Source organism: Stenotrophomonas sp. GD03930 (assembly GCF_029839665.1).
Classification (GTDB): domain Bacteria; phylum Pseudomonadota; class Gammaproteobacteria; order Xanthomonadales; family Xanthomonadaceae; genus Stenotrophomonas; species Stenotrophomonas forensis.
Genome location: NZ_JAOCAV010000004.1, coordinates 256,458 through 271,508 on the forward strand (window position 1 = coordinate 256,458; position 15,051 = coordinate 271,508).

11 protein-coding genes and 5 tRNA genes are annotated in these 15,051 nt (G+C 66.0%); 7 read left to right on the forward strand and 9 right to left on the reverse strand.

Going from position 1 to position 15,051, the window contains the following annotated elements:
- Nucleotides 1-38: 38 nt before the first annotated feature.
- The 6 genes from N5C18_RS19625 to N5C18_RS19650 form a co-directional block, all read right to left on the reverse strand.
- Nucleotides 39-114: transfer RNA gene (locus tag N5C18_RS19625), tRNA-Ala, on the reverse strand.
- 45 nt (nt 115-159) lie between these two features.
- A tRNA-Glu gene (locus tag N5C18_RS19630) sits at nt 160-235 on the reverse strand.
- Between the two features lie 49 nt (nt 236-284).
- Nucleotides 285-360, reverse strand: a tRNA-Ala gene (locus tag N5C18_RS19635).
- A gap of 183 nt (nt 361-543) precedes the next feature.
- A tRNA-Glu gene (locus N5C18_RS19640) sits at nt 544-619 on the reverse strand.
- 54 nt (nt 620-673) lie between these two features.
- Nucleotides 674-749 (reverse strand) — tRNA-Ala (locus N5C18_RS19645).
- A gap of 102 nt (nt 750-851) precedes the next feature.
- Entirely contained in the window at nt 852-1,250 is a 399-nt protein-coding gene (locus tag N5C18_RS19650) for a heavy metal-responsive transcriptional regulator (protein ID WP_053450073.1), read from the reverse strand.
- Nucleotides 1,251-1,435: 185 nt separating this feature from the next.
- Here N5C18_RS19650 and N5C18_RS19655 point away from each other — a divergent pair, with 185 nt between their 5' ends.
- From N5C18_RS19655 to N5C18_RS19685, 7 genes are all read left to right on the forward strand, one after another.
- A complete protein-coding gene (locus N5C18_RS19655; RefSeq protein WP_053510834.1) occupies nt 1,436-2,503 on the forward strand; it encodes a helix-turn-helix domain-containing protein in 1,068 nt (355 codons plus the stop codon).
- Between the two features lie 82 nt (nt 2,504-2,585).
- On the forward strand, nt 2,586-3,389 hold the full coding sequence (locus N5C18_RS19660; RefSeq protein ID WP_279945459.1) for a TlpA disulfide reductase family protein: 804 nt from the start codon (nt 2,586-2,588) through the stop codon (nt 3,387-3,389).
- A gap of 30 nt (nt 3,390-3,419) precedes the next feature.
- A complete protein-coding gene (gene dsbG, locus N5C18_RS19665) occupies nt 3,420-4,259 on the forward strand; it encodes a thiol:disulfide interchange protein DsbG (RefSeq protein WP_053510838.1) in 840 nt (279 codons plus the stop codon).
- 515 nt (nt 4,260-4,774) lie between these two features.
- Nucleotides 4,775-6,220: a DcaP family trimeric outer membrane transporter gene (locus N5C18_RS19670; protein WP_164242818.1), complete on the forward strand. Its 1,446-nt coding sequence runs from the start codon at nt 4,775-4,777 to the stop codon at nt 6,218-6,220.
- Nucleotides 6,221-6,296: 76 nt separating this feature from the next.
- Nucleotides 6,297-7,649 (forward strand): arginine/agmatine antiporter, encoded by a 1,353-nt coding sequence (adiC, locus tag N5C18_RS19675; RefSeq protein WP_006461445.1) that lies wholly within the window; start codon nt 6,297-6,299, stop codon nt 7,647-7,649.
- Between the two features lie 20 nt (nt 7,650-7,669).
- Nucleotides 7,670-9,958: an Orn/Lys/Arg decarboxylase N-terminal domain-containing protein gene (locus tag N5C18_RS19680; protein ID WP_279945460.1), complete on the forward strand. Its 2,289-nt coding sequence runs from the start codon at nt 7,670-7,672 to the stop codon at nt 9,956-9,958.
- A 28-nt stretch (nt 9,959-9,986) separates the two neighbouring features.
- Nucleotides 9,987-10,889 carry a cation diffusion facilitator family transporter gene (locus N5C18_RS19685; protein ID WP_279945461.1) on the forward strand — a complete coding sequence of 301 codons (903 nt, stop codon included), beginning with the start codon at nt 9,987-9,989 and terminating at the stop codon, nt 10,887-10,889.
- A 159-nt stretch (nt 10,890-11,048) separates the two neighbouring features.
- On the opposite strand, the gene N5C18_RS19690 is transcribed toward N5C18_RS19685, so the two are convergent.
- The 3 genes from N5C18_RS19690 to N5C18_RS19700 are packed head-to-tail and all read right to left on the reverse strand — an operon-like array spanning nt 11,049 to nt 15,013.
- Nucleotides 11,049-11,762, reverse strand: a complete 714-nt coding sequence (locus tag N5C18_RS19690) for an energy transducer TonB (protein WP_279945462.1) — start codon at nt 11,760-11,762, stop codon at nt 11,049-11,051.
- The gene (locus tag N5C18_RS19695; protein WP_279945463.1) at nt 11,755-12,555 is read right to left on the reverse strand and encodes a ChaN family lipoprotein; all 801 of its coding nucleotides are present in this window, start codon (nt 12,553-12,555) and stop codon (nt 11,755-11,757) included. Before N5C18_RS19695 ends, N5C18_RS19690 begins: the two co-directional genes overlap by 8 nt.
- Nucleotides 12,542-15,013 carry a TonB-dependent receptor gene (locus tag N5C18_RS19700; protein WP_279945464.1) on the reverse strand — a complete coding sequence of 824 codons (2,472 nt, stop codon included), beginning with the start codon at nt 15,011-15,013 and terminating at the stop codon, nt 12,542-12,544. Before N5C18_RS19700 ends, N5C18_RS19695 begins: the two co-directional genes overlap by 14 nt.
- Between the last annotated feature and the right edge of the window lie 38 nt (nt 15,014-15,051).

Genomic DNA, 15,051 nt, shown 5'->3' on the forward strand with positions numbered 1-15,051 from the left:
CTTCAAGTTGTAGAACCTTCGACGGCCTAATGTCGAAGTGGTGGAGCCAAGCGGGATCGAACCGCTGACCTCCTGCATGCCATGCAGGCGCTCTCCCAGCTGAGCTATGGCCCCGATGAAACCTCGGATGATCTGCCGGGAGCAGAGTCCGTTTGAAACTGGCGTCCCCACGGGGATTCGAACCCCGGTCGCCACCGTGAAAGGGTGATGTCCTAGGCCTCTAGACGATGGGGACGCACGAAAAACTTCAAGTTGTAGAACCTTCGACGGCCTAATGTCGAAAGTGGTGGAGCCAAGCGGGATCGAACCGCTGACCTCCTGCATGCCATGCAGGCGCTCTCCCAGCTGAGCTATGGCCCCGTGTTACCGAGCCGCCTATCATACCTGCGTGTTCACGTTTGTGGAAGCCTTTTTCAACTTTTTTCGTCCCGGTTCATCCGAAGCCACAGGGGCAGGGGAACCGCAACGCCACAACCTGAATGCCGGTAGGCGGTGAACAAAAAAGACCCGGTTATCGGCCGGGTCCTCGTTGTTCGTGATGAGTGGCGTCCCCACGGGGATTCGAACCCCGGTCGCCACCGTGAAAGGGTGATGTCCTAGGCCTCTAGACGATGGGGACGCAATTCTCATCAATGTTCTTTAGCGACCTTTCGACGGCCTAATGCCGAAAGATTGGTGGAGCCAAGCGGGATCGAACCGCTGACCTCCTGCATGCCATGCAGGCGCTCTCCCAGCTGAGCTATGGCCCCACGTCGCTGAGGAGCGAAATAATAGCCTTGCCCCAGGGGGTTGGCAAGCATTTGTTGCACTTTTCTTCACGCACGCTGCGCGGCAGATTCCTGTCGCCGTGGCTACGCGTTGTCGCCGGTCAGCGCCGCCAGGATCGGGCATTGATCCAGCGCACCATGCCCGGGGCAGGCGTCGACCAGCTGCGAAAGCGCGGTGTGCATGCGCTGCAGTTCGGCCATCCGTTGCGCGATGTCCTGCAGGCGGGCCTGGGCGGTGTCGCGCACGCTGCCCATGTCCTGCGAGTGACGATCGCTGAGCGCGAGCAGTTCGCCGATCTCGTCCAGGCTGAAGCCCAGCGCTTTGGCGCGGCGGATGAAGCGCAGCCTGCGCAGGTCCGGCTCGCCGAAGATGCGGTAGCCACCGGCCGAGCGCGCCGCCGTCGGCAGCAGCTGCTGCCGCTCGTAGTAGCGGACGGTATCGATCGGCACGCCGGCCTGGCGGGCCAGTTGTCCAATGTTCATGGCGGATTCCTGCAGGTGCTGCCGCTCATTGTGAAGCCTGGAGTCTGGTCGAGGGTCAAGGCTGGGCCCGAAGTGCGTATTCAGGGCACTTTGCAACTTTCTTCATAGCCCCGCCGCGGGACCAGTTCCTACCCTTCGCCTGAACCGGCCGTTCGATGGCCTGTAACAAACCGAGGAGGTGGTCTGTGGATGGAATCAGGAACGAGGGATTCGTCGAGGTCGCGGTGGTCGAGTACCCGGGAGGCGATCCGTCCGCCGCTTCCGTACTGGCTGAGATGGCTCATGTCGCCAATCGTCTGGCCCAGCAACAGCGCCGGCCGTTCAAGCGTGTGCTGGTCACGCGCTGGATCGTACCCGCCAGTCAGACTGGTGTGCACCGCATCGCCGGTGCGGAAATGCTCGATGCCGCCATTCCTGCGGTGATCGCCGTTCCCGGGCAGATCAGTCCCGGCACCTGCCTGCGTGCCGAAGAAGTCGTGTTGGACTGGCTGCGTGCCCACTATGACGGTGGCAGCCTGCTGGCTGCAGCCAGCGAAGGTGTGAGCGTTCTTGCGCGTGCGGGCCTGCTGGCCGGGCGAACGGTCAGCGGGCCTGATCTGGGGCGACACCCGGGGTTGCAGGCGCAGGCCGTGAGCTGGGTGCCGAGCGAGCGTGCGCTGGTCGATGACGGCGATCTGCTGACCGTCGGCGGCTCGCAGGCGTGGCGTTTCCTGGGGCTTCGGCTGCTGTACCGGCTGCATGGACAGGGGGTGGCCAGCGCGGTGGCGCAACAGTTGGGCATCACGGTGCCGGATGGGGTACAGCAGGATCTGGAGCGCTTCAGCGCCAATTTCGCGCATGGTGATCGCGATGTATTGAAGGCGCAGCGCTGGCTGCATACGACCGCCGCGCGTGGTGCCACCCTGGCCGCGATCTGTGAGGTTTCCGGGCTGGAACCGCGGACGCTGCAGCGACGCTTCCTCCGGGCCACCGGTCTGCGGCCCATCGAGTATTGCCAGCGGCTGCGCATCGCCAAGGCGCAGACGCTGCTGCAGCAGGGCGCCGGTATCGACGAAGTGGCCTGGGGGGTGGGCTATGCCGACCAGAGCGCGTTCCGGCGCCTGTTCCTTCGCATTGTGGGCATGACGCCCGCCAACTATCGCCGCCACGTCAGCTGCAAGCGACGCGAGCGGCCGCTGATGCCTTCGGTCGCAGGCAGCCTGCGTGGGCTGCAGGCGCCGACGGGTGCGCAGCTGGGGCGAAGCGCCGCGTGAGACATCGATGTTGCAGTCGTGCTTGCAACCTGGGCGTGACGCTTCGACCATGGAGTGGATGAATGATTGAACAGGTGGGTTGATGTCGAGTGTTGGACCGGTTCCGATGCCGGTGGTGTTGATTCTTGTGTGCGCTGCGCTGGCCATGGCGGTTGCCCGCCTGTGGCCACGCGGAAACGCCCCGGAGCCGCTGCCGTCGGCGGCCAGCATGGTGCTGGACATGCTCCTGATCGGCCTGCTGTGCGGTCGCATCAGTTTCGTGGCACTGAATTTCGCGCTGTATCGTGGCGCGCCCTGGAGCATTCTTCAGATCACCGATGGTGGCTATCATCTGGTGGTGGTGGTGCTGGCGGGGCTTGCGTGGGGGCTGTGGCGCCTGCGCCGATGGCCCGTGTTACGTGCGCCGGTGCTGACAGCGGCCCTGGTCGGCGTATTGCTCTGGTTTGGAGGGAGCCAGGTATTGTCGCTGTGGCAGGAGCGCCAGATGCCATTGCCGACGCTGCAGGTGACGGATCTGCAGGGTGGCCAGGTTGATCTGCAACAGTTCCGGGGCTCGCCGCTGGTACTGAATCTGTGGGCCACATGGTGTGGCCCCTGCCGCCGAGAAATGCCGGTGCTGGCCGCGGCGCAGCAGGCACATGCCGATGTGCAGTTCGTATTCCTCAATCAAGGCGAAACCCTGGATGAGGTCCAGGGTTTTCTCGCCGACGAGCGGCTGGTGCTGGGGAACGTGTTGCTGGACGACGACGCGGCCGCATCAACCGTGCTGGGCGTGCAGGCCTATCCTTCGACCCTCTTTTTCGATGCCGACGGGCGCCTGCGTGAACTGCACCTGGGCGAACTGACCGCCGCTGGTCTTGAACACAAACTGCGCCGGCTGCGGTAGCCTGCGCGGGCATCTCACTACGGAGTTCCCATGTTGTCGACTTCCCTGCGCACCGCTCCGGCGTTGCTGTTGTTGCCGGTCATGCTGGCATTGGCCGCCTGCAGCCAGGCCCAGACTCCGCCAGGCAAAGCTGCGCCGGCACCGGCGGCAAGCGCGCCGGCCGCTGCCAAGGGTGACCGTCCCGCAGTGTTGAAGGGCATCGAAAAGCACGGCTTCGAAGTGGTTGCCGAATTCGATGCGCCGGGTGGACTGCGTGGCTTCGCCGGTGTGGTGGGGGGGCAGCAGCCGGCTGCGGCCTACGTCACCGCTGACGGCAAGCATGTGCTGGTCGGCAGCCTGTTCGATGCCGAAGGCAACGACGTGGCTGCCGATGCAGTGGAGAAGCTGGTCGCTGCGCCGATGTCGGCCAAGATGTGGACCAAGCTGGAGTCCAGTGCCTGGGTGCGTGATGGCAAGGCCGACGCGCCGCGTGTGGTCTATACCTTCAGCGATGCCAACTGCCCGTACTGCCACAAGTTCTGGGAAGCGGCCCGCCCATGGGTCGATGCAGGCAAGGTGCAGCTGCGGCACATCATGGTCGGCGTAATCCGCGAGGACAGCCCGGCCAAGGCTGCGGCCATCCTGTCGGCGCGCGACCCGAGTGCGGCGCTGCTCGAGAACGAGCACCAGTTCGACCGCGGTGGCATCAAGGCGCTGCCAAGCATCAGCCGCGAAATCGCGGGCAAACTCGATGCCAACCAGGTGTTGATGATCGAGATGGGCTTCCAGGGTACTCCGGGCATTCTGTTCCAGGATGCACAGGGCCAGGTGCAGCGTCGTGCCGGCCTGCCGCAGGGGGATGACCTGCAGACGGTGCTCGGCCCGCGCTGATCGGAACCCGCATCGCATGACGTGAACCGCAGGCCCGCATGGTGACATGCGGGCCTGCTGCGTTCAGCGGCCCAGGCGGGCACAGCCACCTGCGCAGCACCTGTTCTTCGTCACGTCTGAATCGTGACTGACATCAAGCATCGCGCCTTGATTCCAATCAAGGCCAAGAACGACAGCCGGATTAGCCTGTGACGCATGGAATACAGCGTCACTACGCGATGGATGCCGCGTTCGCCAGCCCCCAATCGGGGTCGGCCGGCTCAGCCATTCACGACACTCTCACTCCCTGCTTGTTACCCAGACCGCTGCGGTCGCCACCTCTCTGGCAGCGCGGCCTTGATGGAGTCGACATGGGGGCAGGCAGGACAGTGTCATCGTTCTGTTGCCTGCCACGCGCAGGCTGACCGGTGTCGTCGACGCAGTACCTGCATTTCCAGCAACGGCAACGCGAGGCCAGGGTGGCGCATGCGTGCGCTCCGGGAACGTGATGCGAATGTTCGTCCGGGGAGGATGCAATGCGTGTGGCGGTACTGAGTCTGGCGTGTCTGGGTGCACTGGCGATCACGCCAGCGTATGCGCAACAGCACGATGCGGAGGATACACAGGCACTGCGGCGCGAGATTGCCGCCATGCGGCAGGCGCTGGAAGGCATGCAGCAGCGCCTGGATCGGCTTGAACAACGCGACGCGACGCCTGCGCCTGCGTTGGCGCAGATGCCGGCAGCGCCTGTAGCAGCTGGTGCTGCAACGACGGCTGCGACCGATGTAGTCCATCGCACCCAGGTGCCGGGTGTGGCACAGCCGGTGCTGCCGCAACGCGACTCCGTGGCTGACCCGTCCACCGCCGCATCGCGTCCGGACAGTGCGGCGGGCCCGACCGATCCCGATCTGAAGGGCTTCTTTGCCATCCCGGGAACCGACACGGTGATCCGCATCGGGGGCTACGCCAAGCTCGATGCCATTGCCGACTCGCGCGCGGCGGGTGACGAAGACCAGTTCATTCCCTCGTCGATGCCGGTGGGGGGCAGTCATCGCGACGTGTCCAACTTCAACATCCATGCCAAGCAGACCCGCTTCAGTTTCGAGGCGCGGCGACCGACCACGCACGGCAATCTGCGCTTCTACCTGGAAAACGACTTCTTCGGCAGCAGCGATGGCTACGAGTTCCGGCTGCGCCATGCCTATGGCCAGCTTGGCAATACCTACGCCGGCTACGGCTACTCCAGCTTCATGGACCCGGACAGCCTGCCCGACACGCTGGATTTCGCAGGGCCGGGCGGTGCCGGTTATCTGCTGGTGGCGGGCATCCACCACAGCTTCGCGATGGGCAAGGGCAACACGCTCACCGTCGCCGCTGAAGACCCGAAGACCGAACTGGCCGGGGCCACCGAGGAACGGGCCGCAGTGAACCGCCTGCCCGATGTGACGGTGACCGCGCGCATGGAGCGTGACTGGGGCCATCTGCAACTGGGTGCGGTGGCGCGCAGCCTGGCCTATGACGGCGATGGCGAGCGCGACCGGCGCATGGCCGGCGGCCTGCAGCTCAGTGGCTCGGCCTCGGTGGGCGAGCGCGACCTGTTGTTGTTTGGTGCCCTGGGTGGCCGCGGCCTAAGTCGCTACACCGCCGACCTGACCGGCTCCGGGCTGGATGCCGTGGTCGGCGCCGATGGCCGCCTGGATGCATTGGACCTGCATGGTGGCTTCGTGGGCTACACCCATTACTGGTCCGAGCTGTGGCGCTCGAACCTGATCTTCGGCCAGTTGACCCTGGAGCGGAATGCGGCACTGGCGGCCGACGCGTTCCGGCAGAGCCGCTACGGCGTGTTCAACCTGATCTGGAGCCCGGCGCCGTCGTGGACGATGGGCATGGAGCTGCTGTACGGCCGCCTGGAACAGCAGGGCGGCACGCGCGGCGACACGGTCCGGGTGCAGGGCAGCCTGCAATACAACTTCATCAAGTAAGCGCCAGCGGCCGTACGCCAGCGCAACCGTCCCCACGCCCGGCCGTACCGGGCTCATGCCAGTACAGGAGATTGTCATGGCAGAAGCAAAGAAAATCGGGGTGGTCGGAGCCACCTTCCTCGTCGCCGGCAACATGATGGGCTCGGGTGTGTTCCTGTTGCCGTCCAGCCTGGCCAAGATCGGCACCGCCTCGATCTGGGGCTGGCTGATCACCACTGCCGGCGCGTTGCTGCTGGCCTTCGTGTTCGCCAAGCTGGGCAAGCTGGCACCGAAGGCGGGTGGTCCTTATGCCTACGCGCGTGACTGGTTCGGGCCGTACATGGGCTTCCAGACCAACACCATCTACTGGTTCGCCAACTGGATCGGTAATGTCGCCATTCCGATCGCCGCGGTGGGGTACTTCAGCTACTTCTTCCCGATCCTGTCCGAACCGCTGGTGCGCTGCATCGCGGTGCTGGTGCTGGTATGGGCGCTGAGCTTTGCCAACATGATCGGCCCGGCCTTCGTCAGCCGCGTGCAGACGGTCACCACCAGCTTCGCGCTGGTGCCGATCCTGGGCATCGCCATCTTCGGCTGGTTCTTCTTCGATGCCGACATCTTCAAGGGCGCCTACAACGTGTCCGGTGAATCCAACTTCGGCGCGATCTCCAGCGCCGCGGCACTGACCCTGTGGGCCTTCATCGGCGTCGAATCGGCCTCGGTGACCGCCGGCGTGGTCGAGAACCCGGAAAAGAACGTGGCCCGGGCCACGCTGGCGGGCGTGTTCCTGGCTGCCATCGCCTATATCGCCAGCTCCTCGGTGATCATGGGCATGGTGCCCAACGGTGAACTGCAGACCTCCGATGCGCCGTTTGCGCTGGCCGCGGCCAAGGCGGTCGGTGGCTGGGGCGGTGCGCTGGTCAGCCTGTGCGCCTTCATCGGTGCTGCCGGTTCGCTGGGCGGCTGGATCCTGCTGACCGCGCAGAGCGCCAAGGCGGCGTCGGATGACGGCCTGTTCCCGAGCATCTTCAGCAAGACCAACAAGGATGACGTGCCGGTCAAGGGCGTGCTGATCGTGGCCGTGCTGATGACCCTGGCCGTGCTGGTCACCTCCACCTCGGAAACCGCGTCCGCGCAGTTCGACGTGATCACGTCGGCGGCGGTGGTGCTGACGCTGCTGCCCTACATCTACTCGTGCGTGGCGTGCTACTTCGTGGTCGAGCGTTCGCACACGCTGGTCCATACCGGAGCGTTCTGGACCCTGACCAGCCTGACCGTCGTGTACTGCCTGTGGGCGATCTACGGCTCGTCGGGAACCATCGTGCAGTACGCCTTCCTGTTCGTGCTGTTCATCACCGTGTTCTATCCCTTCTTCAGCGAGGAGCGCCGCCAGCAGCGGCAGCGCGCCCGCGAGGCCTCGGCGATCAGCGCCGGCGCCCAGCGTTCCTGAGTTAGACAAGGAGAATCAACGTGTACTTCAAGTCCCTGGACTATCCGGTCATTGTCATCGACAACGACTACGAGTCGCCGCGCATCGGTGGCATCCTGATCCGTGCGCTGGTGGAAGAGCTGCGCAGCAACGACCAGCGCGTGCTGTGCGGCCTGAACCTGGATGATGCCCGTGCCGGTGCCCGCACCTACGTGGCCGCTTCGGCCGTGCTGATCTCGATCGATGGCAGCGAAGAGGTGGACGGCGAGTTCCAGCGCCTGACCGCGTTCCTGCGTGAGCAGAGCGCGCGCCGCGCCAACCTGCCGGTGTTCCTGTACGGCGAGCGCCGTACCATCGAGAAGGTGCCGAGCAAGCTGCTCAAGTACATCCATGGCTTCATCTTCCTGTTTGAAGACACCAAGAGCTTCATCTCGCGGCAGGTGATGCGTGCGGCCGAAGACTACATGAAGAACCTGCTGCCGCCGTTCTTCAAGGCCCTGATCCACCATGCGGCCGAGTCGAACTACTCCTGGCATACGCCGGGCCATGCCGGCGGCGTGGCGTTCACCAAGTCGCCGGTCGGCCGCGCCTTCCACCAGTTCTACGGTGAGAACACCCTGCGCAGCGATCTGTCGATCTCGGTGCCGGAGCTGGGTTCGCTGCTCGACCACACCGGCCCGATCAAGGATGCCGAGAACGAGGCAGCGCGCAACTTCGGCGCCGACCATACCTTCTTCGTCACCAACGGCACCTCCACCGCCAACAAGATCGTGTGGCACGGTACGGTGGCGCGTGGCGACGTGGTGTTCGTCGATCGCAATTGCCACAAGTCGCTGCTGCACGCGCTGATCATGACCGGCGCGGTGCCGGTGTACTTCACCCCCAGCCGCAACGCGCACGGCATCATTGGCCCGATCAGCCTGGACCAGTTCACGCCGGAATCGCTGCAGCAGCGCATCGCCGCCAATCCGCTGGCCAGCAAGGCCTACCAGGCCGGCTCCAAGCCGCGCATCGCGGTGGTCACCAACTCGACCTACGACGGCCTGTGCTACAACGCCGAGAAGATCGCCGACGAGATCGGCAGCGCGGTCGACTTCCTGCACTTCGACGAAGCCTGGTACGCCTACGCCGCGTTCCATCCGTTCTACGAGAACCACTACGGCATGGCCAAGGGCAAGCCACGTGAGCAGGATGCGATCATCTTCACCACCCATTCCACCCACAAGCTGCTGGCCGCGTTCTCGCAGGCGTCGATGATCCACGTGCGCAATTCCGCACATCGCAACCTGGACGCCGAGCGCTTCAACGAGTCGTTCATGATGCACACCTCGACCAGCCCGCATTACGGGGTGATTGCGGCCTGTGACGTGGCCTCGAAGATGATGGAAGGTGACGCCGGCCGCTCGCTGGTGCAGGAAATGCATGACGAGGCGATCGCCTTCCGCCGCGCGATGCTGCACGTGCGCGATGACCTCGGCCGCGACGACTGGTGGTTCAGCGTGTGGCAGCCCACCAAGCTCGAGCGCAGCCTGGACAAGGGCGATACGCCGGCACCGCTGGTGGCCAAGCGCGAGGAGTGGTACCTGCAGCCGGATGCGCACTGGCACGGCTTCGAGAATCTGGTTGACGACTATGTGCTGATCGACCCGATCAAGGTAACCCTGCTGACCCCGGGGCTGGCGATGGACGGCAGCATGGGCAAGCTGGGCATCCCGGCGGCGGTGCTGAGCAAGTTCCTGTGGGGCCGCGGCATCACCGTGGAGAAGACCAACCTGTACTCGGTGCTGTTCCTGTTCTCGATGGGCATCACCAAAGGCAAGTGGAGTACGCTGGTCACCGAGCTGATGGCGTTCAAGGAGCTGTACGACCGCAACGCGCCGCTGAGCCAGGCACTGCCGTCGCTGGCCGCTGACTACCCCAATGCCTATGCCGGCTGGGGCCTGCGTGACCTGTGCGATGCGCTGCACGCGTTCAACCAGGAATTCTCGGTGGCCAAGGTGATGCGCGAAATGTACGTGGACCTGCCGACCCCGGTGATGACCCCGGCCGACGCCTACAATCACCTGGTGAAGGGCGAGATCGAGCGGGTCGACATCGAGCAGCTCAGTGGCCGCGTCGCCGCCACCATGCTGGTGCCGTACCCGCCGGGCATTCCGACCATCATGCCGGGCGAACGCTTCGGCGACAGCGACGAGCCGATCATCCAGTCGCTGCGCATCGCCCGCGAGCAGAATGCCCGTTTCCCGGGCTTCGAGTCGGACGTGCACGGGCTGATCATCGAGCACGATGGCGATGAGGCCTCGTACAGGGTGGAGGTGCTGAAGGCCTGACCGGCGACGGTCGGCCCTTCGGCGAACGATGGATACTGCGCGCGAGCAACGCATCCTGAAGTTCTCGATCGGGGTGACCATCGCGGTCAGCGCGGTCGGCTTCATCGGTGGCCTGCTGGTGGGATCGCAGGCCATCCTGTTCGATGGTATCTACAGTCTGGTCGACGTTGCCCTGACGCTGGTGTCGTTGTCGGTACTGCGGCTGGTGGCGCGGGAACAGAGCCCGCGCTTCCAGTACGGTTACTGGCACCTGGAGCCGATGGTGGAGGCACTCGGTGGGGTGATTCTGTCGCTGGCCTGCGTGTATGCGCTGGCCAACGCGGTGATTGGCCTGACCACGGGCGGGCACGAAGTGAAGTTCGGGCCCGCGCTGTGGTGGGCGGCGTTGCTGAGTGCCAGCAACCTGGCAATGGCCGCGTTCGTCGCGCAGCGTGCGCGGCGCCTGCGCTCGGCGTTGCTGTGGCTGGACGTGCGTGGCTGGCTGCTGGGCGGATTGATGAGCCTGGCCGTGGTGCTGGCCTTCGTGCTGGCGCTGGTCCTGCACGGCGGCCAGTGGCACCACTGGGTGCCATACCTGGATTCGATCGTGCTGGCGTTGATCAGCCTGGCGGTACTGCCGGTGCCGGCGCGCAGCGCGTGGAAGGCCATGCGTGAAGTGCTGCAGGTGGCGCCGGATGACCTGGACCGGCGCGTGCAGCAGGTGATGCAGGCGTTCGTGGCCGAGCGCGGCTATGCCGGCTTCACCAGCCACGTGGCGAAGATGGGGCGGATGCGCTTCATCGAGATCCATGTGCTGGCCGACCCGGCGACACCGCTGGGCTCGGTGGGCCAGGTCGATGCGATGCGTGACGAGATCGCGGTACGGCTGGATGCACGTGGCAGCACGTTCTGGCTGACCATCGATTTCACTGCCGATCCGGCCTGGACGTGATCCGGGAACTGTAGCGCCGAGCCCGTGCTCGGCTCCACAACGGACAGGATCGTTGCGCGTGCCGGACTACTCTGTTGCGTCGGATGTATTTGACCTCAACCGGAGTTGAGGTCACAGACTGCTGCGCAATCCCGGTCATCCATACGAGGCCTTGGGCGCCTAGCGCAGGTAGTACTCCACCGGTACCACCAGTTCCTGCGGCGCCTTCAGTTCAGCGGGAATGGGCGGCAGCGGTTGCGCGCGGCGGAAGGTCTGCAGCGCGGCGTCGTCCAGCATCGGCTGGCCACTGGACTGCTCCAGCCGCAGTGCCAGCAGCCGCCCCTCACGGTCGATGCTGGCCCTGACCCAGGCCGTGCCCTGCTGGCGTCGTGAGCGCGCGGCGGCAGGGTAGTAGCGGTACCGCTCCAGCCGCGCCATCAGGCGGGCTTCCCACTGGTCGCTGGCGGCGCCGGCCTGGAAGTCCGCAGGGGGTGCGTCTGGAGCGGGCGGCGCGGCCGTGATCGATGCCGGTGCGGGACTTGCATCGGTCGCGGCCGCAGGCGGGGCGATCGGCAGCGGCTGGCGGCCACGGCCACCGGTCTCGCTGGCCGCCAGCTCACCCTCGCGCGCTGGGGTGGGGGTAGGCGGTGGGGGCGATTTCGTCGGCTGCGATGCACGTGCCTGCTGCGCCTGGCTGGGGGTGTCGGCCTGGCGTTCCTCCACCGGTTGCGGCGGCGTGGCCGGTGCCAGCAGGCGCAGGCTGATGCGCACGTCCTGTTCCGGGGGTGGCAGCGCGGGCGGCGTGGCCACCCAGTGCACCAGCAGCAGCAAGGGCAGCAGGTGCAGGCCGATGCTGATAACAACGGCCTGCCAGTGGTGGCCACGCTCAGTCATCGCCCAGCACCCACAGCAGGTCGGCATCGGTGGCGTCGACCTGTTCGCCTGGAGACGCCAGCACGATCACCAGCGCCGGGGTACCCGGTGGCAGATGGCCCGGCACGCCGGTACCGCGCAGTACATGCCAGCGCCCGGCGACCAACAGCGCCGGGGCCGGCGCATCGGTCAGTACCTGTGCCATGCGGCGATCGCGGGCGTACTGTACGGCCAGCATCCCGTCCAGCATCGGTGCTGCGTCTGCATGCTGTGCCAGCACCACCGCCGACAACCGTTGCCGAGCCGCAGCAACCGGAAATGCTACCGGTTCTGTAGAGGCCAGCAGGGTGTTGACCTCGGCGCGCGACAGGTTGCCGCCGACCAGCGCAATGCCTGCAGCCGCGGCGTCCTGCACCAGACCACCGTAGGCGGCCCACGGCCAGCGCGCGTCCCAGTCCAGCAGTTCCTGCAGGCGTGAGCCGTCGGTGTGATTGCCCTTGGCCAGCCAGCGCTGCACGCGTTGCAGGCGGGGCTGGCGTTCGCTGGCGATCATTTCCATCACCAGCGCACCCTGCGGGCGCTGCTGGTGCAGTGCCTGCAGCAACCAGCGCTGGGCGGCATGGTCGCCCGCAAGGTCATGACGCTCGCCCAGCAGCAGTCGTTGCGCGCCGGCCGCACGCTGGATGAACATGGACTCGTCCAGCGGCTGGCCGCTGGCCAGATCGATCACCTTGCCGGGCATCGGCTGTGCGCTGGCCAGGGAGGTCAGCGCAAGCAGGCACAGCAGCAGCCAACGGCGGCTAGAACGCCACATTGACGCCCATCGAGACGGTGCGGCCACGGCCGTTGCCGCGGTCAAGGATCGGGCTGAAGATGCTGTCGATCGAGGCATTGTTGTTATAGGCCTTGTTCTGCAGGTTTTCGATGTTCAGCCACAGCGTGGTATTGGGCTGGGGCTTGAAGCTGGCGTAGAAGTCCAGCAGTACACCGGTACCGCCGGTCTTGCGGGTCTGGAAGAAGTCGTAGCCTTCCTCGGTGGGACCGGAGTATTCGGCGCGCAGGCCGGCCTGCACGCGCTGCTGCCACCAGCGGCCGCCCACATCCAGCGTCCAGTAGCGGTCGGGCAGGGCGGTGATGTCTTCCAGGTTGACGAACTCGATGGCCGGCGCGCTGGTCTGCGATCGGGTCCAGCTGAGGGTGGCGTGGTAATGCTCGCTGGCGTAGTGCGCCTCCAGCTCGATGCCGCGCATGCGCACGATGCCCTGGTGGTTCATCCAGCGCGTGGTGGTACTGAAGTCGTCGGCATCCAGCGTATCGGTCCAGGCATTGAGCTGCGGATCGCTGTCGATTGGCACCACGAACGGCGCCACTTCCGGCGGATGCACGATCAGCAGGTACTGCGGCTTGATGTAGTCGCGGATGCGGTTGTCGAAGCGGGTGATGCGCAGCTGGGCCAGGTCGCCGTCAACCAGCAGCGAGTCGGTGCTGAGGTTGGCGCCGAACTGCAGGTTGCGCGAGCGCTCGCGACGCAGGAACGGATTGGCACCTACGCCATCGGCATCGCTCATGCCCTCCAGCGGAATCTTCTCGAAGAACATTTCCTGCACCCGTGGTGGCCGCGAGGTGCGCGAGACTTCGGCGAACAGCTGCAGCCAGTCGGTGGCCTGCAGAGAGACCGCCAGGCTGGGGCTGAGTGCACGCTCGGTGCGGCGCACATCGATGTCGCCGCCGTTGATCTCCGCGCACTGGCCCGGCACCTCGGAACAGCCGGGGATATGGCCACGGATGCCGTAGCGGTCCTGGCGCAGGCCGGCGGTCAGTGCATAGATGTCGTACTGCAGTTCCAGCGTGCTGAACACGCTGTCGAGCTGGCTGCGCCCCTGCGGGTTGGCGCCGCGCAGGGTAGGCGTATCGGCCACGAAGATGTCCGACTGGTGCTTGATGCCGGTGTTCCAGCGCGCCTGCAGCGCGCCGATGTCGAAGCGGCTGGTGTTGTCGAGGGTCCAGCTGCTCAGGCTGCTGTGGGTACGACGGCCGATGTAGCTGGAGTCTTCCACCGGCGGGTAGAACAGCCGGGTCTTGTTGCTGGCGAAGGTCGCACGCAGGTCGACCCACGGGGAGTAGGGCGTGTAGTGGTAGCTGGCGCGCTGGTTGCGTGCGGAAATCTGCCACGGGTAGTTGTGGTAGAAGTCGTTTTCGTAACGCATGTGGCTCAGGTCGAGCCGATGCTGGTCGCTGGGCTGCAGGCGCGCCTTCAGCAGCCAGCTGCTGGGCTGCTGGCTGCCGGGGTCGGCCTTGTTGGTCTGCCCGCGTGCCGTCGCGTATTCGCCGCTGCGGCTGCTGCTGGCGGCGGCGAGCAGGCCGAACTGGCGGTCGCCACCGTCTTCGCTGTGGCGCCATGCGCCGGCGAAGGTGCGGCCATTTCCATAACCGTTGTTGCCATGCCGGTAGCCTGCACGCAGGCCCCAATCGCGGCCTTCGCCAAGCAGATCATCGATGTCCAGGGTGCGGAAGTTGGCGCTGCCGGCCAGCGTACCGGCGCCATCGCCACCGGCGACCGCGCCGCGCTGCACGTCCACGCCGGCCAGCAGGAACGGATCGACGTAGGCGAACGGACCACCCGATCCATGGCCGGCGTTGTTGCGGAAGGTCTGGGTGACACCGTCGATCATGGTGTTGACCCGGCCGGCGCCGGTCATGCCGCGGATGTTGACCTGCAGGCCGGGCTGGCTGCGCGAATGGAAGCTGTGGGTTCCGGGCATCGAGCGCAGCAGGCTGTTGCCATCCTGGCGCTCGGCCATCGCCACCCGCTCACTGCCTACAGCGGGAGCGAAGCCATCGCGGGTGGCGGGCACGTACTGGCTGGCGCCGGTGCCTGGTGCCTGGCCATGCGCGGTGTCGCCCTGCACGCGCAGTGGCCCGGTGCGGCGGCTGCCGTCGCTGCGCTCGGCGGGCGCCGGTTCGAGGGTGGCCCGGCGTGCATCGATGAAGCGTGGGCGCAGGCCAGTGCCGGCCAGCAGGCGTGACAGCGCCTGTGCGTCATCGAAGTCACCGCGCAGGGCCGGTGCAGGATGACCGGTGGGCAATGCCGCGCCGATCACCAGGTCGACGCCGGTCAGGCGGCTGTACGCATCCAGCGCGGCGGCCAGTGGCTGCGCGGGCAGATCATAGGTGCGGGTGGCCACCTGCGCGTGGGCGCTGGAGGGCAACAGCGGAACCGTGCTGGCACAGGCCAGCGACAGGGCAAGAACAAGGGGGCGGTGGCACAGCATCGAAGGCTCCAGGGGCTGACGCAGAGCGTCGTCATCCT